General features: G+C 65.1%; 16 protein-coding genes and 1 pseudogene. 10 read left to right on the top strand and 7 right to left on the bottom strand.

Annotation, left to right across the window (positions count from 1 at the left end):
- The coding region (locus tag AC1DQ3_RS27200; protein ID WP_477123255.1) for a bifunctional aminoglycoside phosphotransferase/ATP-binding protein at positions 1 to 1,557 on the top strand (1,557 nt) is incomplete at its 5' end.
- Positions 1,558 to 1,789: 232 nt separating this feature from the next.
- Here AC1DQ3_RS27200 and AC1DQ3_RS27195 read toward each other — a convergent pair.
- The 3 genes from AC1DQ3_RS27195 to AC1DQ3_RS27185 form a co-directional block, all read right to left on the bottom strand.
- A complete protein-coding gene (locus AC1DQ3_RS27195) occupies positions 1,790 to 2,281 on the bottom strand; it encodes a universal stress protein (RefSeq protein WP_477123254.1) in 492 nt (163 codons plus the stop codon).
- A 72-nt stretch (positions 2,282 to 2,353) separates the two neighbouring features.
- Positions 2,354 to 2,521: a hypothetical protein gene (locus tag AC1DQ3_RS27190; RefSeq protein ID WP_477123253.1), complete on the bottom strand. Its 168-nt coding sequence runs from the start codon at positions 2,519 to 2,521 to the stop codon at positions 2,354 to 2,356.
- A gap of 87 nt (positions 2,522 to 2,608) precedes the next feature.
- Positions 2,609 to 3,088, bottom strand: coding sequence for a universal stress protein (locus tag AC1DQ3_RS27185; RefSeq protein WP_477123260.1), 480 nt, complete (start codon positions 3,086 to 3,088; stop codon positions 2,609 to 2,611).
- A 1-nt stretch (position 3,089) separates the two neighbouring features.
- Between AC1DQ3_RS27185 and AC1DQ3_RS27180 the strand changes: the two genes are divergently transcribed.
- From AC1DQ3_RS27180 to AC1DQ3_RS27165, 4 genes and pseudogenes are all read left to right on the top strand, one after another.
- A complete protein-coding gene (locus AC1DQ3_RS27180; RefSeq protein ID WP_477123252.1) occupies positions 3,090 to 3,239 on the top strand; it encodes a hypothetical protein in 150 nt (49 codons plus the stop codon).
- A 79-nt stretch (positions 3,240 to 3,318) separates the two neighbouring features.
- Complete coding sequence (locus tag AC1DQ3_RS27175) at positions 3,319 to 4,335, top strand: zinc-dependent alcohol dehydrogenase family protein (protein ID WP_477123251.1); 1,017 nt, start codon at positions 3,319 to 3,321, stop codon at positions 4,333 to 4,335.
- A 97-nt stretch (positions 4,336 to 4,432) separates the two neighbouring features.
- A complete protein-coding gene (locus tag AC1DQ3_RS27170; protein ID WP_477123250.1) occupies positions 4,433 to 4,888 on the top strand; it encodes a universal stress protein in 456 nt (151 codons plus the stop codon).
- 33 nt (positions 4,889 to 4,921) lie between these two features.
- Positions 4,922 to 5,119: pseudogene (locus AC1DQ3_RS27165) on the top strand (L,D-transpeptidase family protein); the annotation flags it as partial.
- Positions 5,120 to 5,372: 253 nt separating this feature from the next.
- Here AC1DQ3_RS27165 and aspA read toward each other — a convergent pair.
- The 3 genes from aspA to AC1DQ3_RS27150 form a co-directional block, all read right to left on the bottom strand.
- A complete protein-coding gene (gene aspA / locus AC1DQ3_RS27160) occupies positions 5,373 to 6,800 on the bottom strand; it encodes an aspartate ammonia-lyase (protein ID WP_477123249.1) in 1,428 nt (475 codons plus the stop codon).
- Between the two features lie 78 nt (positions 6,801 to 6,878).
- A complete protein-coding gene (locus AC1DQ3_RS27155; protein WP_477123248.1) occupies positions 6,879 to 7,310 on the bottom strand; it encodes a universal stress protein in 432 nt (143 codons plus the stop codon).
- 144 nt (positions 7,311 to 7,454) lie between these two features.
- Entirely contained in the window at positions 7,455 to 8,885 is a 1,431-nt protein-coding gene (locus AC1DQ3_RS27150) for a DUF2252 domain-containing protein (protein ID WP_477123247.1), read from the bottom strand.
- 393 nt (positions 8,886 to 9,278) lie between these two features.
- On the opposite strand from AC1DQ3_RS27150, the gene AC1DQ3_RS27145 reads away from it, so the two are divergent.
- From AC1DQ3_RS27145 to AC1DQ3_RS27125, 5 genes are all read left to right on the top strand, one after another.
- Positions 9,279 to 10,535, top strand: a complete 1,257-nt coding sequence (locus AC1DQ3_RS27145; protein WP_477123246.1) for a cation:proton antiporter — start codon at positions 9,279 to 9,281, stop codon at positions 10,533 to 10,535.
- A 107-nt stretch (positions 10,536 to 10,642) separates the two neighbouring features.
- Positions 10,643 to 11,344 carry a potassium channel family protein gene (locus AC1DQ3_RS27140; RefSeq protein ID WP_477123245.1) on the top strand — a complete coding sequence of 234 codons (702 nt, stop codon included), beginning with the start codon at positions 10,643 to 10,645 and terminating at the stop codon, positions 11,342 to 11,344.
- A 571-nt stretch (positions 11,345 to 11,915) separates the two neighbouring features.
- The gene (locus AC1DQ3_RS27135) at positions 11,916 to 12,581 is read left to right on the top strand and encodes a response regulator (protein ID WP_477123259.1); all 666 of its coding nucleotides are present in this window, start codon (positions 11,916 to 11,918) and stop codon (positions 12,579 to 12,581) included.
- A 3-nt stretch (positions 12,582 to 12,584) separates the two neighbouring features.
- On the top strand, positions 12,585 to 14,399 hold the full coding sequence (locus tag AC1DQ3_RS27130) for an ATP-binding response regulator (protein WP_477123244.1): 1,815 nt from the start codon (positions 12,585 to 12,587) through the stop codon (positions 14,397 to 14,399).
- 215 nt (positions 14,400 to 14,614) lie between these two features.
- Positions 14,615 to 16,066: an aldehyde dehydrogenase family protein gene (locus AC1DQ3_RS27125; protein ID WP_477123243.1), complete on the top strand. Its 1,452-nt coding sequence runs from the start codon at positions 14,615 to 14,617 to the stop codon at positions 16,064 to 16,066.
- Positions 16,067 to 16,101: 35 nt separating this feature from the next.
- Here the strand turns inward: AC1DQ3_RS27125 and AC1DQ3_RS27120 are convergent, their stop codons facing one another.
- The gene (locus AC1DQ3_RS27120; RefSeq protein WP_477123242.1) at positions 16,102 to 16,734 is read right to left on the bottom strand and encodes a CDP-alcohol phosphatidyltransferase family protein; all 633 of its coding nucleotides are present in this window, start codon (positions 16,732 to 16,734) and stop codon (positions 16,102 to 16,104) included.
- Between the last annotated feature and the right edge of the window lie 343 nt (positions 16,735 to 17,077).

The following is a 17,077-nucleotide window of genomic DNA, read 5'->3' as shown; positions in this document are numbered from 1 at the left end:
CTGCCCGATCGGGGAGACAGGCACCTGGGAGAGCCCGGCATGGAACCGGCTGTACTCACGCAAGCGTTGATGCGCCCCACGGCCTACCTACATCCCGTGGCCAAAGTCAGCCTCATCGAGACGCACATCTCGCAAGTGTTCCTTGCCGGCGCCTTCGCCTACAAGGTACGCAAGCCGGTGTGCCTCGACTTCGTCGACTTCTCCACGCTGGCTGCCCGCAAAGCGGATTGCGAAGCCGAACTGGAGCTGAATCGCAGGATGGCGGCGGCGCTCTACCTCGGCCTGGTACCGATCGTGGCGGGCCCTGGCCGGCGGGATGTCCGGGTAGGAGGCACTGGCGAAGCGCTGGAGTATGCGGTGAAGATGCGCCGCTTCCGCCAGCGAGACCTGTTCTGCGCCATGGCCGAATCGGATCGGCTGACCGCATCGCATATCGAGACGCTGGCCCACCGGCTTGCCGCGATCCACCTGGCTGCGCCCGTAGCCAGTGCCGACAGCGGGCACGGCACGCCGGAGCGGATCGCGGCGGTGGCGGAACAGGCCATCGCGAGGGTTGCCGCGCTCGCATCGGCCACCGATGCAACGACACACCTGGCGGCATTGCTGCGCGAGCGGGCCGCTTCGCTGCGCCCCGGCTTTGAAAAACGGCTGGCGAGCGGCCATGTCAGGGAGTGCCATGGGGATTTGCACCTTGGCAATATCGCCTTGATCGACGGCGTGCCCACGCCGTTCGACTGCCTTGAATTCGATGCCAGGCTGCGCTGGATCGATACGATCAGCGATACCGCCTTTCTCTTCATGGACCTGCAGCATACCGGCAGGCAAGATCTTGCCTATCGCCTGACCAATACCTACCTGGAGTGCAGCGGCGATTATGCCGGTCTGGCGCTATTGCCGTTCTACACGGCTCTGCGCGCCGTGGTGCGCGCTCGCGTACTGCTTGAGCGGGCGCACCAGCGCAGCGTGGCGGGTACGAGCACGGCGACGGAAATGGCGACGACGCAGATGCGCTGCAACAATTTGCTCGCGCTGGCCATCGACGCCCTGACGCGGCGCCCGGGTGCGATTGCCATCATGCACGGCCTCTCGGGCAGCGGCAAGAGCACCATTGCCCAGCAACTGGCGCTGGCCGCAGCCATGGTGCGCGTGCGCGCCGACGTGGAGCGCAAACGTCCTTCACGCAGCCACGCCGCCGCGCACCGCGATCTTTACACGGCAGAACACACCGCCCGCGTCTACGGGCGGCTGCTGGCGATCTGCCGGCTTGGCAGTGCCGCCGGCTTCCCGATGATCGCCGACGCGACCTTCCTTTCACGCGAGCAGCGGCTGCGGTTCGCGTCGCTAGCCGCACGCCAGGGCGTGCCGTTTTCCATCGTCGACTGCCATGCCAGCTTGGTTACCCTGCGCGAACGCATCGCCACGCGCGCGCGCCAGGGCGGCGACCCATCGGACGCGGACCTACAGGTGCTGGAGTGGCAGCGGCGCGCGCAAGAACCACTGGGCAGCGATGAATGGGGCCATGTGGTGCGAATTGGCGAGGCCGGAGCAACCGGCTGATACAGGCCATGGTGCACGGGATCTCCGCGTCGGTCGGCGACGCTCGCAGCCGGACCGATTCGAGCTTAATGCCGCATTGACCGTGCAGCTTGGAGAGGAAGCGTTAAGCAATCGGCATCTCGGCGACCTGGTGTGGGTGGCCGACGGGGTCAACCGCGGCGGCGACGGGTGCACAGCGCCCTCGCCGCATGGCCTGAACGAGATCAACATCTATGTGGCGCTGCCCCAGGGCCTATATTGCTACGACACTGCCCTCCACCACCTGGTCCAGAACGGGCAAGGGCGCCTGCACCAGAAGTACCGGCTGGTGGCATTGCCGGACCAGTGTTTCCGCTACGCTGCCCATCAGCAGGCGCCGCACACCGCGACGTCCATGCGTACCCAGCACCAGCAACTCTGCGCCTGTTTGTTCCGCCACCTGCTCGATCGCGCTGGCGACGTCGTCAAGCGACTGTGCTTTATCCTCCATCATCAGTGCCTTGCATGTCACCTGTTGCGCCGCAGCCTTGGCCTTGGCTTCGTCCAGGAAAGTCTGTCCATCTGCGAGCAGGCTGGCACGCAGGTCCGCGGCATAGCCAACCGCGTACCTGAGATAGCTGTTATCGATTACGTGCACCACGGTGAGTTCCGAGCCCAACGTCGCGGCCAGCCGGAGGGCCTCCGCCAGCGCCCGATTGGCGCATTCGCTGCCATCCACGGCAACCAGGATTTTGCTGTACATCATGTATCTCCCCTGCAAGGACAATCCGCGTTCATGTGGCAAGGCATGGCGCCACAGCGGCGGCACGCCAGCCTTCTACCTCTCCAGTTTGTATACCCCGGCACCGCCGGTATTGAGCATAAAGCCGGCAAACAGCCCGATCAGCCGGGCATGCCGGGCCACGGCGAGCCGGACAGCGATTTCAAGCCGATCCAGCGCGCGTGGACTGGTGTCCAGGTGGACCATGATGCTGGCGTAATCCATGACATTCCTGTGCGGTTGGGAGGCCTGTATCCAGTCCAGGAAGAGCCTGGACGCTGCTATTGACTCAGGTCAAGCCAATTGCCGCGCTTACGCCGGCTTTGCGCCGGCGCTCCCTTCTGCCAACGGCGTGTGCACCAGCAGAACCGGCTGGCGGCATTGCCGGACCAGTCCTTCCGCCACGCTGCCCAGCAGCAGGCGCCGCACGCCGCGGCGCCCGTGCGTGCCCACCACCAGCAGCTCGGCGCCCGCCTGCTGCGCCGCCTGCTCGATCGCGTTGGCCACGTCGCCCAGCGCCAGCGGTTCGTCCACCATCAGCGTGCTGCATGCCACCTTCTGCGCCGCAGCCTTGGCCTTGGCCTCGTCCAGCAGGATCTGCCCGCCCTCGAGCAGGCCGGCGCGCAGGTCTGTCAGGTCGACGTAGCCGACCTCATACCTGAGATAGCTGTTATCGATCACATGCACCACCATGAGTTCGGAGCCCAGCGCAGCCGCCAGGCGAAGCGCCTCCGCCAGCGCCCGCTCGGCAGATTCGCTGCCATCCACGGCAACCAGGATCTTGCTGTACATCATGTACCTCCTGCTTGAAGCCAATGCGCCACTGTCCGGCAAGGGCATGGCGCCGCTCTCGTTTCGACGTTTCCAGTCTGGACGCTCCGGCAAGCGCGATGTTGATGTCGATCATGGAATTCGCAGTTTTCCGGAGCGCGGCCGGCATTGATACAGGTCAAAAGCCGGCGGCCGGCATGGCCTAGCATGAAAGCCAGGCACCTGGTGGTGCGTCCGCGGTGGATGGAAATATGCAAGAAGCGATGCGCGCGATGATCTTCGACGGTGCCGGGCCGGGCCTGCGCCTGGCGCGCGTCCCCGTGCCGGTGCCCGGCCCTGGCGAGGTGCGTATCGCCGTGAGCACCTGCGGCGTGTGCCGCACGGACCTGCACATTCTCGACGGCGAACTCGCGCACCCGAAGGCGGCGCTCATTCCCGGACACGAGATCGTCGGCAGGGTCGAGTCCTGTGGCACTGGCGTGACGGACCTCGCTCCTGGCGACCGGGTCGGCGTGCCGTGGCTCGGGCAGACCTGCGGGCACTGCGGCTATTGCGCGGCGCAGCGCGAGAACCTGTGCGACGCGCCGCAGTTCACCGGCTACACGCGCGACGGCGGCTACGCCGAGTACGTGGTGGCCGACAGCCGCTATTGCTTCCCCATCCCGGCGCACTACGACGACGAGCACGCGGCCCCCCTGCTATGCGCGGGCCTGATCGGCTACCGCACGCTGCGCATGGCGGGCGACGCTAGCGACGTCCGGCATATCGGCATCTACGGCTTCGGCGCCGCTGCCCACCTGGTGACGCAGATCGCCGTCGCCCAGCAGCGCGAGATCTTCGCCTTCACCCGGCCAGGCGACGCCGCCGCCTGCCAGCTTGCCCGCGACACCGGGGCTTGCTGGACCGGTCCGAGCGACCAGCCCGCGCCGCGGCCGCTTGACGCCGCGCTGATCTTCGCGCCGGTCGGCGCACTGGTGCCGCTGGCGCTGCAGGCCGTCGCCAAGGGCGGCACGGTGGTTTGCGGCGGCATCCATATGAGCGACATCCCGGCCTTTCCCTATCGCCTGTTATGGGAGGAGCGGTCTATTGTGTCGGTGGCCAACCTCACGCGCGCCGACGGCCTGGCGCTGATGCGGATTGCGCAAACCACGCCCCTGCGCACCGCCACGACGGTCTATCCGCTGGAGCAGGCCAATGCCGCGCTGGCCGACCTGCGCGCGGGCCGCCTGGCCGGCGCGGCGGTACTGCGCATCGTCCAGTCTGCTTGACGCAGGTCAATACGTCACCTGGCCCGCGCCCTATGCTGCTGATGGAGGCGGCGCCCATGCGCGCGCCCTTCCTATGTCCAGTCAGGAGGCACGAACCATGTACCAGAGAATATTGCTCGCGGTGGACGGCAGCCGCTCTTCGGACCTCGCCCTGAGCCAGGCCATCACGGTCGCCAAGGCGACCGGCAGCGAGGTCAAGGTGCTCTTCGTGGCGGACGACAGCGATGTCTTCTTTTCCGTTGGCACCTACGATACCAACAAGCTCATGGAGGGCATCCTCGCCGTGGGGCGCGACGCGCTGGCGGCCGCCGCCACGCGCCTGGCGGATGCGGGGATCCCGCATACGACGAAGATCCTCGAAAAGCCTGTTTCCCCCGGCCAGATATCCACCACCATCGTGCAAGAAGCCGATCGCTGGGACGCGGACCTGATCGTGCTCGGCACGCACGGCCGCCGCGGTTTCCGGCGCCTGATCATGGGCAGCGTGGCCGAAGGCGTGGTGCACAAGAGCAACAAGCCGATACTGATGGTCCGCAGCGAGATCCAGGAATGAGGGTGCAACGAGGACGAGGGGATGCATGCGGGAAATATCTACCTGCATCACACGCCCGCGCCCGCGCTGTTCACGCGGGACCGGCGCGACCTGAGCCATGGCTGCATCCGTGTCGAGGAACCGGTGGCGCTGGCCAGCTTTGTGCTGCAGGACACGCCCGGCTGGACCGAAGTGCGCATTCGCGAGGCCATGGACCGGGGACAGTCCAGCACGCTGTGGGTGGCCACCCCCAGCCTTATCGCCACACCATGCCGCTTACCAATTCCGCACGCGTCCCAGCCGGTCACTTTGCTCTGCCTTTGCTCTGCCTTAGCTCTGCCGCCGATGAGATGGTATCCGCCTGCGCTGTCACGTCTGCCCCTGTCGCCTCCTTGAGCGCGTGGACGAACTGCGTGATAAGCCCGGCATGCTTGCCGTCGTCGCGTCCAAGCTGGCGGGCGGTTTGCTTCGATTTCTCGCGCAGCCGGATATGCCGTGCCTGGGATCACTGGGCCCRCGGAGCCTGGCCCAGCGGCGTCGGCTGTGTCAGCACCTCCGGACGAAGGATCCTGTCGAGTTCCTCTCTGGAGAGCAGGCCCTTTCGCAACACGATCTCGTACACGCTGCCGCCTGAGGCGTGCGCTTCCTGCGCGACGGCCGTTGCGTTGGCGTAGCCGATGTAGGGGTTCAGCGCAGTCACGATGCCAATGGAGTTTTCCACCGTGGCGCGCAAGCGCTCCTCATTGGCGGTGATGCCATTGACACACCGCTCTGCCAAAGTCAGGCAACCGTTGCGCAGGTGGCTGACGCTTTTGAACAGGCTGTGCGCGATGATCGGCTCGAATGCATTCAGTTGTAGTTGTCCGGCTTCGGCGGCGAAGCTGACGGTGATGTCATTGCCGATGACCTCGAACGCGATCTGGTTGACCACCTCCGGGATCACGGGATTCACCTTGCCAGGCATGATGCTCGACCCCGCCTGCATGGGCGGCAGGTTGATCTCCCCCAAGCCGGCGCGCGGGCCGCTGGAAAGCAGGCGGAGGTCGTTGCATGTCTTGGAAAGCTTGACTGCCACTCGCTTAAGTACGCCGGACAATTGCACAAAGGCGCCGCAGTCCTGCGTGGCCTCGATCAGGTTCGGCGCGGTGATCAGCGGAATGCCGGTGATTTCCTTAAGGCGCTTCAGGATCAGCGGCGCGTAGTCCGGGTGCGCGGTAATGCCGGTACCAATCGCGGTGGCGCCCATATTGATCTCGCAAATCAGCAGGGCCGCTTCGCGCAGCCGCTGCTCGTCCTCGCCGAGCATCACGGCATAGGTGCTGAACTCCTGGCCCAGCGTCATCGGCACAGCGTCCTGCAACTGGGTGCGCCCCATCTTCAGGACAGGCTTGAACTCCTCCGCCTTGCGCTCAAACGCCCTTCGCAGCACCGCCATGGCATCCACCAAGCCCACGATGCCGAACCAGGTCGCGATCTTGAGGGCGCTCGGGTAGACGTCGTTGGTGCTCTGGCCGATATTGACCTGCTCGTTCGGATGCAGGTACTGGTATTCGCCCTTCTGGTGGCCCAGCAGTTCCAGAGCGCGGTTGGCGATAACCTCGTTCGCGTTCATGTTCGTCGAGGTGCCGGCGCCGCCCTGTATCACGTCGACGACGAATTGCTCGTGGAGCTTGCCGGCGAGCAACTCCGCGCATGCCTTGACGATGGCATCGCAGCGGGGTTCATCGAGCAGGCCCAGTTCATGATTGGCCTGCGCGGCGGCTTGCTTGATACAAGCCAGCGCCTTGATGAGTTCCGGATAGATCGAGATCGGGGTGCCCGTGATCGGGAAGTTCTCTATCGCGCGCAGCGTGTGTACACCGTAATAGACATCGGCAGGGACCTCGCGATCGCCCAGCAGGTCATGTTCGGTTCTAAAGGTTCGATTTGTCATCGGTGTGCTCCTCGCCAGTTGTCATGAATGAGAGGAATAGAAGTGCGCGTCGCCGGCGACTCGACCCGCATCCGCAGCTCACGCTTCCTGCGGTGCCCTGACAAGCGTGACCGGCACCTTGCACTGGCGTACAAGCGCTTCGGCTACGCTGCCCATCAGCAGCCGGGTCATCCCGCGGCGTCCGTGGGTGCCGATCACGACCAGTTGAGCGTGGCTGCCTTCCACGACTTGCCGGATCTGGTTGGCAATATCACCGAGCGCCATGATGTCGTCGACCATGACGGCATGGCAGCGCACATTCCTGGCCTCGGCCTTCGCCTGTGCCGCCGCCAGCAGTTCCTGCCCCTTCCTGACCAGGCCTGCCCGCACCTCTGCCTGTTCATATCCGCTGTCAATGACGTGAACGATCTCCAGCTCCGCGCTGCAGGCGCCGGCAATGCCGATCGCCTCTTCCAGGGCCTGATCGCTGCAGTGGCTGCCGTCGATCGCCACCAAGATCTTGTTGTACATGCGCCATCTCCTTCAGGATTGCTGCATTGTGTTCAGCCTGCGGCTACGCACCACGCCCCCGCGGCTGCATCGCCCCATCTGCTGGCCAATCAGTCCGACAACAGCCCCCAAGGCAGGAGCGCAGTGCGTGCATTGCGCACGCCACTACGCCTCTTCGAGGACCGCCTCGACCTTTCCGTCGCGGATCGCACCTTTGAGCGCGGCGTGGTCCTTTTCGTTCTGGTCGGCGTAGGCAACAGAGAAGGCGGCGATCGCATTGTCGAACGTGTCGCTTTTCCCCATGTACCCGCTCATCACGGCGGCATCCCCGGAGCGCGCATGGGATAGCGCCAGCGAGTTGCCGCAGATCTCGGCAAAGAAGTTCATCTCGGTCGTGTGGAACGTCTCGACGGCGGGCTTGATCTTGACGTCCCGGAGCTGGCGGACATAGAAGTGACGCCCCCTCCTCCCCTCGAGCCAGCCGAGGAAAATGTCGCTGGCCGGCTGCATGAGCCGGTGGCCGTTCACGACACGCTCTCCGTGGTTCCGGTAGACGCTCTTCCCCGCGTAGGCTTCCAGGACCGAGGCGCGCGCCTGCTTGATCTGGAGAATGAGAGGATCTCCTTCTCGGGCCATCAGCAAGGCGATCCAGCAGGCGGTGCCGACGCTCCCGACGCCGACGACCTTGAACGCGGCGTCCTTGAGTTCGTAGCGATCGAACAACATGCGATGGGCCGGTGTCAGGGTCTCGCGGTACCGGGCGATTCCCTGCGCGACGTCCGGATGGATCTCCCCCGGGTGGTGACCCTTAATGTGGTAGATCGACGGAAGCTGGTCTTTGATGACCGGCGACCTGCTCGAGTCGCCTACGAGCTTCGGGAAGATGGCTTCGGAGGTGCTGCTGGCACGCTCCTTCGCCAGGCGGTCGATCACGCGGCGGCGCAACCCGGCATCCTTGATGGTCGAGATCAGCATCTCGGCCTCCAGGGCGAAGTACCACAGCTCCAGCACTTTCATTTCGCTGTACTCGGCCATGTGCTCGCGGTAGGACCTGACACAAATGAGGGCCGCATCCTTGGCGGCGGATTCGGTGAGGCCGTTGTCGCGACTCGCGATCACGAAGCTCGCCGCGAGGCGCTTGAGGTCCCACTCCCAGGGAGCCGGGAGGGTCTCATCGAGGTCGTTGATAGCGAAGATGACTCGCCGCTCCGGGGTGGCGAGACCCCGAAAGTTGACCAGGTGCGAGTCTCCGCCGCATTGCACGTGCACGCCGGTAGCCGGCATAGCCGCCAGATCCACCGCCATAGCGAGCGCCGAGCCCCGGTAGAAGGTGAAGGGGGATAGCACCATGCGGCCGTGGCGAAGGGGAAGGAGCTCGGGGATGCGCCCCTCGTCGGTCTTCAGCACCAGGCGGACCGGGTCCGGCCGGTTGTGCGGTGGCTTCCATTCGGCGTGCGAGATTCGCGGACACTTGTCCCGCAACGCTTTGCCCATCGCCTTGAAATCGGCTAGCGAGCCAGCGCGCGGCGATGGCGCTGGCAGCGGCTTGGGGACGGGTGGGGCCATGACAGGCATTTCGTCGGTGTGGTAGGCCATCGCTTTCTCCTCCGTGATTATTGTATTTATAGGTCTTCCAGGTATCGGGCGGGGGGTATCGCACGATCATCTGGATGAGCGCACAAATAAACGGTAGAAGCCTGGGCACAACGCATGTTGATCTATATCAGCGCGATGGCGGGTTTAGACCAAAAAGCCAATTGGACACGCGTGCGGGATCGCCTGGGTTCAGCACGGCTGTTGACAGGCTGTGCATCCGAATTTGTGGCGAAATATAGCAGCCTTCCTGCTGCTCGATCGACGGTATCGGGATGGAGGACACGCTGACCTATGTCAATGAACCGATCTCCCGCAGGTCTATGCTTACAAGGTGCGGTGCGCACCAGCGTTGCAAGGTCGTGTGCTCGCACCGCGTATCCGGAGACTTGACTCATGGTCATCATCGCCGCGTTCGTCTTGATGGTCTTTCTCTACAGCTTGGTATCGCGGCGGCTGGAGCGGACGATTTTCACCGCGCCCCTCCTTTTCACCGCTGCCGGCGTGCTTATGGCGGCTTCGCCCGAGGCACTGAGCGAACTGGCGCTTGACCGGAAGGGCTTGCTGCTGGTTGCAGAACTCGGGCTCGTCATGACGCTCTTCACCGATGCCTCCCGCGTCCGTCCGCGTATGCTGAAGGGCAACGCGAATCTGCCCGTTCGCCTGCTAAGCACGGGCATGCTGCTCACCATCGCGCTAGGCGCGCTTTGCGCGATGGCCGTTCTCGGGACACTCTCCTGGTGGGAAGCAGGAATCCTCGCAGCGATTCTGGCGCCGACCGATGCCGGCCTCGGACAGGTGATCGTCAACAGCCCGCATGTGCCACAACGGATTCGGCAGGCGTTGAACGTTGAGGCGGGACTTAACGACGGGCTATCGGTTCCCATCATGATGTTCTTCATCGCGTTGGCCGTGGCCCAAGGGCAGAGCGCAGGCGGCGCCGTGCTCAGTCGCTTCCTCGTCGAACAGCTTGGCTACGGAACACTGATCGGACTCGGCGTCGGGCTTGTGGGAGGCTGGCTGCTAGGCCTTGCGCGCCGCACAAAGTGGATGGCAGAACCATTTTCGCTACTCGGCGTTGTGGCGTTGCCGCTCGCTTGCGTGCTCGCTTCGGAGGCCACCGGCGCGAGCATGTTCATTGCCGCATTCGTCGCCGGACTCTCTACGCAAGCGGGCTTCGGCGAGGTTGGCGAACACAGCGTCGAGTTCACCGAAGAATGGGGGCAACTCTTCAACTACTTCGTCTTTTTCCTCTTCGGCTTGCTCGTCACTCGCTTCTGGGCGCAATTCAGCTTTGCCATCCTGGTCTACGGCGTGCTAAGTTTGACGATGATTCGCATGCTTCCGGTGGCCATTGCGCTGAGAGGTACCGGCCTCAGCCGGTCGACCGTTCTGTTCATGGGCTGGTTCGGCCCGAGGGGACTGGCGTCTATCGTCCTCGGACTCGTGTTTCTTGAGGGAGAAACAAACCTGCCGGGAGAAACTACCATCAAGGTTGCCGTAGCAGCGACAGTGCTGCTCAGCATTTTCGCGCACGGGCTCACCGCGCTCCCTGGGATCAGCCGCTACGCAACAGCGATCGCGCCGTTGGACAACAACGCGCCAGAGCATGAGCCGACTGGTCTGGGCGGGAAAGATGCCCAGGCCGGCTGAAATACTGCCCTTTCGAACTTGCGGACTTTCTCGTCGCAGCTCGACCCGCTGGGAACAACGGCACGATGGGAAAGCGGGCGCACAGCTTCATTAGCGTGGGAGCGACAATGAGATATGCACATCCAGGGCTTGACCGTGCCGCGCATCTGCGTATCAGCAGTATGGTGGCGCTTCTGTCGTTCGCCGTCCTCGCTGTATTCGTCGTTCCATTCTCCATCTCGCCGACGAGCGTCCCGGCAAAGGTCGCGCAGGACGTGCTCCTGTCGCTGGTTCTTCTGACCGGCGTGGTGGCTGTATCGGACCACCGCACACAGTTGGTGCCGATCGCGATAGTCGCCGGTGTGGCGATAGTAGTCCGCTGGGCCGCATGGCTTTTACCACCGGACATGACAACAGGGCTACGTGACGAAACAGCGATCGCCTCACTCGGCCTGCTTAGCGTGGTCATCGGGATCAAGGTGTTCGGCGCCGGCACAGCAACGTTCGACCGGATACTTGGCGCGATCACGCTCTACATACTGATCGGCGTGGTGTGGTCGGAGGCCTATCAGCTCATCAGCATCTACGACCCCGGTGCTTATGCCGGAATACCGCGCGGCGACATGCCGGCCGATCGCTCCACGTGGCTCTACTTCAGCTTCGTCACGCTCACAACCGTGGGTTATGGCGACATCACACCGGTCGCTCACGCAGCCAGGTCGCTTGCGATCCTCGAGGCGTTGATCGGCCAGCTCTATCCAGCGATCGTGCTGGCGCGGCTGGTGTCGCTACACAGTGCGGCGGACCGCTCCGGCACGAACCAAGGGTGACGCCGCAACCGCGTGCTCCAGATCAAGGAACATCCGTGCACTGGTCGGTCTGAAACATGCAAGCTGCGCAGCCGCTGAGCGACTGAACGGCTGAACGGCTGATCGAGACGCATCGGGTCGCATATTGCCGCGCGCTAAAGCCGCCGGACGAAAAAAAGCCCACAGCCGGGTGGATATGGGCAATAAAAGTGGTATGGGCGAGTCGCGGAAATCACCCACGGCCTTATGGTGGCACCGGGCGGCCCCGAGCGAAATAATCCTTCTGGACTAGGTATTCACGATATGCCCCGGTGTGGCCCTATGGCAGCCGTGGCCCGCGACCTGTCCATTTCCCGCCAGGCCCCGTATTTCCTGCCTCCGCACAGCGCGCGCTCCGAAACCTTTTCCATTGCCAGCACTGTCTATCCCCTCTTTAGTGGGGGATGGGAGGGAAAGGGAGGGAAATGGACAAGGCCGCGAGAATCTAGTCCAATTCGGCCTGGCGATCGCATTGACCGGACCGCTCCTTTGGCATCACCATGGTTTCCAGCGGCCGCTGCCAGCGTGCCGGCCGCCGTCCAACTCCCAGCCCATGCTCAACGCCCACCTGCTGCTGATCGACGATCACACCCTGTTCCGCACTGGCCTGCGCCTGGTACTGGCTGACAGCCCGAGCGTGGCGAGCATCATCGAGGCAGGTTCGGTCATGGGCGCGGTGGAGGAGCATCGCGCCGCCACCGTGGACATCATCCTGCTCGACATCCAGATGCCCGGCCTCAACGGTATCGAGGGAATCAAGGTGCTGCGCCGCCACTTCCCCGCCGCGTGCATCCTGATCGTGTCCGGCACCTCGGGACTTGAGACCATTCCGCCTGCTGCACGCAGGGAAATCGCCGGCTTCCTGCCGAAATCCGCGGACAGTGTCCAGATCGAGGAAGCCATTGCTTGCTGCCTGCGGGGCGGCACCTATTTCAGCCCCGACCTGGCCGGCAACAGCCAGGGCAATCCGGACGGCAGGGCAAACCGCATGGCGAACAACATCGCTTACCAGGCCAGCTCCCTCACGCCGCGCCAGCTCGAAGTGCTGGAGCAACTCAGCCAGGGCCGCTCGAACAAGATAATTGCACACCATCTGGGACTCTCCGAGAACACCGTCCGGGTACACGTGGCGGCCATTCTCGATCACCTTGGCGTGGTCAGCCGGATGGAAGCAGTGCTGCAGGCCCAGCGCCGCGGCCTGGTGCAGACCGGCAGGTAAGCCATGGCTTTGCTCCTCCCCCGCTTTGACGAACCGCGCCTGCTCGCCGCGGAAATGGAACTGATCGAACAGAGTTTCGGCATCGCCATGCTGGGCTGCGCGCTGGCGGCCGTCATCCTGGCTCTCGGGCTAAGCGTGGGCGGGCGTCCCGGTGCCTTCCCCTGGGCCCTGGCCATGGGCGCGGCCTGCGCTGCCGGGCATTTCGGGCGGCGCCTGCTGCCCGGACGCACCGGCGAAGCCAGGGCCGGCCTCTACGCGCGCGCCATGACGGTCTTGCTGATGCTGATTGGCGCGCTCTGGGGACTGGCGGCATGGCTGTACATGGATGTGAAGTCGCCCGCGACGGTGATCTGCATCCTGTCGCTGATCGCCGGCATGAGCGCAGCCGCGCTGGCGGTGTTCTCCGCCTGCCTGCCGGTTGCCGTGGGCTTCTTCGTGCCAGCCATCGTGCCGGTCTGGGCAGTCTTCCTCGCCACGGGCGATGTGGCCTACCTGGCCATGTTCCTCGCCACGCCGCTCTATTTCACGGTGCTGATGATCTTTGCCCGCAACTATGCGCGCGTGGCACGCCACGGTATTGCGCTGCGCTTCGCCAACGTGGAACTGATCTCGCAATTGCGCGAGCAGACCGCGCGCGCGGAATGTGCCCAGCGCGAGGCCGAGGAGGCCAACCGCGCCAAATCGGTGTTCCTGGCCTCGGCCAGCCACGACCTGCGCCAGCCGCTGCACGCGCTCGGCCTGTTCGTGGTCACACTGGGCCGCTCCGATCTCTCAGGCAAGCAGCGCGAGTTGCTCACGCACATCGAGGCCGCCGCCGGCGCCGCGCGCGAGATGCTCAATACGCTGCTGGATTTCTCCAAGGTGGACGCCGGCGTGATCACCGCCCGGCCACGTGCGTTCCGCCTGCAGCCGTTGCTGTACAAGCTGGAGAACGAGCTCGCCCCGCAAGCCGACGGGCGTGGCCTGTTCTATCGCACCCGTGATACCACCGCCACCGTGTTTGCCGATCCGACGCTGGTCGAGCTGATCCTGCGCAACCTGATTGCCAATGCCATCCGCTACACCAGCCAGGGCGGCGTGCTGGTGGCATGCCGCCGCCGGGGCGAAAGCGCAGTGATCGAGGTGTGGGATACCGGCGTGGGCATCCCCGAGTCCCAGCATCGCGCCATCTTCAGGGAGTTCCACCAGTTGGGCAATCCGGAGCGCGACCAGCGCAAGGGCCTTGGGCTCGGCCTGGCCATCGTGGAAGGGCTGGCGCGCACGATTTCGACCCGGATCGAGCTCGATTCGCGGCCCGGCCGCGGCTCGGTATTCCGCTTTGCCCTGCCCCGCACCGAAGACCGTGCCGAGGCGCCCGCCGCCGGCTTGCAGTACAAGCCCAGCCTGAACGGGCTGCGCGTGCTGGTGATCGACGACGACCAGGAGATCTGCTTCGCCATGACCGCGCTGCTGGAGAGCTGGCAAGCGGTTTGCCTGGCGGTGGAGTCCGAGGAACAAGCGCTGGCTGCGCTACCCACTTTCCAGCCCGACCTGCTGCTGGCCGATTACCGCCTGCGCGGCGAGCACACGGGGCAGGAAGTGATGATGGCGATCCGCGAGCGGCTCGGCTACGCCCTTCCCACCGTGATCATCACCGGAGATACCGCCCCGGATCGCCTGCGCAGCGTGCATGCCGGCGGTGCCGCGCTGCTGCACAAGCCCGTAGTGGCGCAGCAGTTGCATACCGCCATGACAGCCCTGCTGCGCGATGCAGGCTGGCGACAGGACATCCCCCGCGCCGCCGCCGGCGCGGGCCGCATGACGCGGACCGAAGGCTGAGGGCTGGGGATCCAGGCGTTGCGCGGCTCGCCCACGCCGGTCTCCAACCTGCTATTCATGCGAATTTCGTATTAATCAATCAGTCCTATTAATTGGACTTGGAGCCAGCGCCCACCCAAACTGCATCGTGACAGCAGGCACGGGCGCCATCGGCAAGCCGCATCGCTTTCTCGCCAACGTGCCGCCAGGTTCACCGATCCTAGCGAGGAGCCACCATGAGCACGCAGCCCGAACTGCCAAGACACGACTTGCTGATCGGCGGCAGGCGCCTGCCGCCCGGCACGGGAGAGTATTCCACCGATATCAACCCCGCCACGGAACGGCCGATCGCCCTGGTCGCGCAGGCCAGCGCCGCCGATGTGGACCTGGCCGTGGCTGCCGCGCGCGCCGCGTTGAAGGTCTGGAACGGCCTGCGCGCCGCCGAGCGCGGCCGCATCCTGTACCGCTTTGCCGACTTGCTCGAGGCCAGCCAGGAGGAGCTGATCGCGCTGGAAAGCCTGGATGCGGGCAAGCCGCTGGCCGCCGTGCGGCGCCAGGACATGCCGGCGGTGATCGATACCGTGCGCTACTACGCCGGCTGGGCAGACAAGATCCACGGCCAGGTGGTGCCGACCCGGCCTGGTGCGCTGACCTACACGGTGCGCGAGCCCGTCGGCGTGGTCGCCGCCATCGTGCCGTGGAACTTCCCACTGATGATCGGCATGTGGAAGATCGCGCCGGCGCTGGCCTGCGGCTGCACGGTCATCGTCAAACCCGCCGAGATCACGCCGCTGACCGCGCTGCGCGTGGGCGAACTGGCGCTGGAAGCCGGCCTGCCGCCTGGCGTGCTCAATATCGTCACTGGCAAGGGCAGCGTGGTGGGCAATGCGCTGGTGGTGCATCCTGGCATCGACAAGGTGACTTTCACCGGTTCGCCTGGCGTGGGGCGCGGCATCATGCAGGGCGCCGCGGCCAACTTCAAGCGCGTCACGCTGGAACTCGGCGGCAAATCGGCCAACCTGATCTTTGCCGACGCCAACGTGGACGCCGCCGTGCGCGCCGCGGCCTCAGGCATCTTCTTCAACGCCGGACAGGTGTGCTCGGCCGGCTCGCGCATCCTGGCGCAGCGCGAGGTCTACGACGAGGTGGTGGAGAAGCTCGCCGCGCGCGCCGCCTCGATCCGGGTCGGCGATCCGGCCGCGCCGGAAACCGCCATGGGGCCGCTGGTCTCGTCCGCGCAGATGAGGACCGTGCTGGACTACGTGGACATCGGCAAGCGCGAAGGCGCTACCGCCGTGACCGGCGGCGTGCGCCTCGGGGACAAGGGCTACTACGTGGCGCCCACGGTGTTCGCCAATGTCGAGCATGAGATGCGCATCTCGCAGGAGGAAATCTTCGGCCCGGTCGCCAGCGTCATCCGCTTCGACGATGAAGCCGACGCCGTGCGCATCGCCAACGGCACCGCATTCAGCCTGGCGGCGGGCGTGTGGAGCGCCGACATCGGCCGGGTGCACCAGGTGGCCGCCGAACTCAGAGCCGGCACCGTGTGGATCAACACCTATGGCCACACCGACGTGCGGCTGCCCTGGGGCGGGGCCGGCGATTCCGGACTGGGCCGGGAACACGGCGACGCCGCCATCGAAAACTTCACCGAGCCCAAGGCGATCTGGCTGTCGCTGCGGCAGTAGCCGGCGATAGACGATGGCAGGTCAATACATTTTGTCTAGATCTTTGGAATGCGCAGCGTCCTGCTGATCATCAGCGAGCCTGACAGCACGAACAGCAGCGCGAGCGGATGCAGGTCCGCCGGACCGATCGCCCACACGCCCCCGTAGAGCGCATCGCCCACCCGGCCCTGCCACGCGCAAAAGGCCAGCACGGCGGTCAGCAGCACGCTGGTGGGAATCGGCGTGCCCTCGAAATACGCCACCTTGCCGCTGCCCTCGGACAAGGCCTCCGCGGTCACGTTGAAGCGTGCCAGGCGGCTCACGCCGCAGCAGACGAAATACACCAGCGCCGCCATATCCCAGCCGCCACGCATGCCGGCGGCAAACGCCAGCGCTGCCGGGCCAACCCCGAACGAGATGATGTCCGCCAGCGAATCCAGCTCGCGGCCCAGCGCGGAGTGCTGGTGCCGCCAGCGGGCGATGCGCCCGTCGAGCACATCGAAGACAAAGGCCGCCGGCGCCAGCGCTGCCGCCGACATGAAATGGCCGGTCGACTGCGTGGCGATGTAGAACATGGCGAAGAACACCGAGGCCATGCCGCAGGCCGCGTTGCCCAGTGTGAACAGATCGGCGAGATGCAACTCGCGGATCATGGAGAAATGCTTGGGACGTTCCGGTGTGGATGCCATGGGGTTGGACTCCTGAATCCTCTGGCGCATGAATACAAGTGGCTCTGTCGCGAGAAGCGAACCAGGCGACGGCTTGCCTGGAAACGCAATCCCGCGCCACGGTTTCGCCAGCGCCGTCCGGATGCCCGGCCGCCAGCGGCTCGGTGGCCTCGCGCGTTGAAGACAAGGGTTGAACACAAGGGTTGAACACAAGGGTTGAACACAAGGGTGGAAGACAAGGTTGCATTCTCGCAGAGTCTGCCGGACGTCAATATGAGATTTGTCTCAACGTGCGGGCAAGGCGTCCCCCCTAAGCTTGCCGTTACCGGTCCATACGCCCTGTTGGCGCGCCGGTCACGCAAGC

It is taken from the genome of Cupriavidus sp. 01T418, assembly GCF_056398885.1.
This window is presented reverse-complemented; position numbering and strand designations above follow the sequence as displayed.

Coding starts and splice junctions, on each gene's coding strand:
- AC1DQ3_RS27150 (WP_477123247.1), bottom strand. CDS start 8,885: ATGGCCTACCACACCGACGAAATGCCTGTCATGGCCCCACCCGTCCCC.
- AC1DQ3_RS27175 (WP_477123251.1), top strand. CDS start 3,319: ATGCAAGAAGCGATGCGCGCGATGATCTTCGACGGTGCCGGGCCGGGC.
- AC1DQ3_RS27155 (WP_477123248.1), bottom strand. CDS start 7,310: ATGTACAACAAGATCTTGGTGGCGATCGACGGCAGCCACTGCAGCGAT.
- AC1DQ3_RS27140 (WP_477123245.1), top strand. CDS start 10,643: ATGAGATATGCACATCCAGGGCTTGACCGTGCCGCGCATCTGCGTATC.
- AC1DQ3_RS27120 (WP_477123242.1), bottom strand. CDS start 16,734: ATGGCATCCACACCGGAACGTCCCAAGCATTTCTCCATGATCCGCGAG.
- AC1DQ3_RS27195 (WP_477123254.1), bottom strand. CDS start 2,281: ATGATGTACAGCAAAATCCTGGTTGCCGTGGATGGCAGCGAATGCGCC.
- AC1DQ3_RS27170 (WP_477123250.1), top strand. CDS start 4,433: ATGTACCAGAGAATATTGCTCGCGGTGGACGGCAGCCGCTCTTCGGAC.
- AC1DQ3_RS27180 (WP_477123252.1), top strand. CDS start 3,090: ATGTACCTCCTGCTTGAAGCCAATGCGCCACTGTCCGGCAAGGGCATG.
- AC1DQ3_RS27135 (WP_477123259.1), top strand. CDS start 11,916: ATGCTCAACGCCCACCTGCTGCTGATCGACGATCACACCCTGTTCCGC.
- AC1DQ3_RS27130 (WP_477123244.1), top strand. CDS start 12,585: ATGGCTTTGCTCCTCCCCCGCTTTGACGAACCGCGCCTGCTCGCCGCG.
- AC1DQ3_RS27185 (WP_477123260.1), bottom strand. CDS start 3,088: ATGTACAGCAAGATCCTGGTTGCCGTGGATGGCAGCGAATCTGCCGAG.
- AC1DQ3_RS27125 (WP_477123243.1), top strand. CDS start 14,615: ATGAGCACGCAGCCCGAACTGCCAAGACACGACTTGCTGATCGGCGGC.
- AC1DQ3_RS27190 (WP_477123253.1), bottom strand. CDS start 2,521: ATGGATTACGCCAGCATCATGGTCCACCTGGACACCAGTCCACGCGCG.
- AC1DQ3_RS27145 (WP_477123246.1), top strand. CDS start 9,279: ATGGTCATCATCGCCGCGTTCGTCTTGATGGTCTTTCTCTACAGCTTG.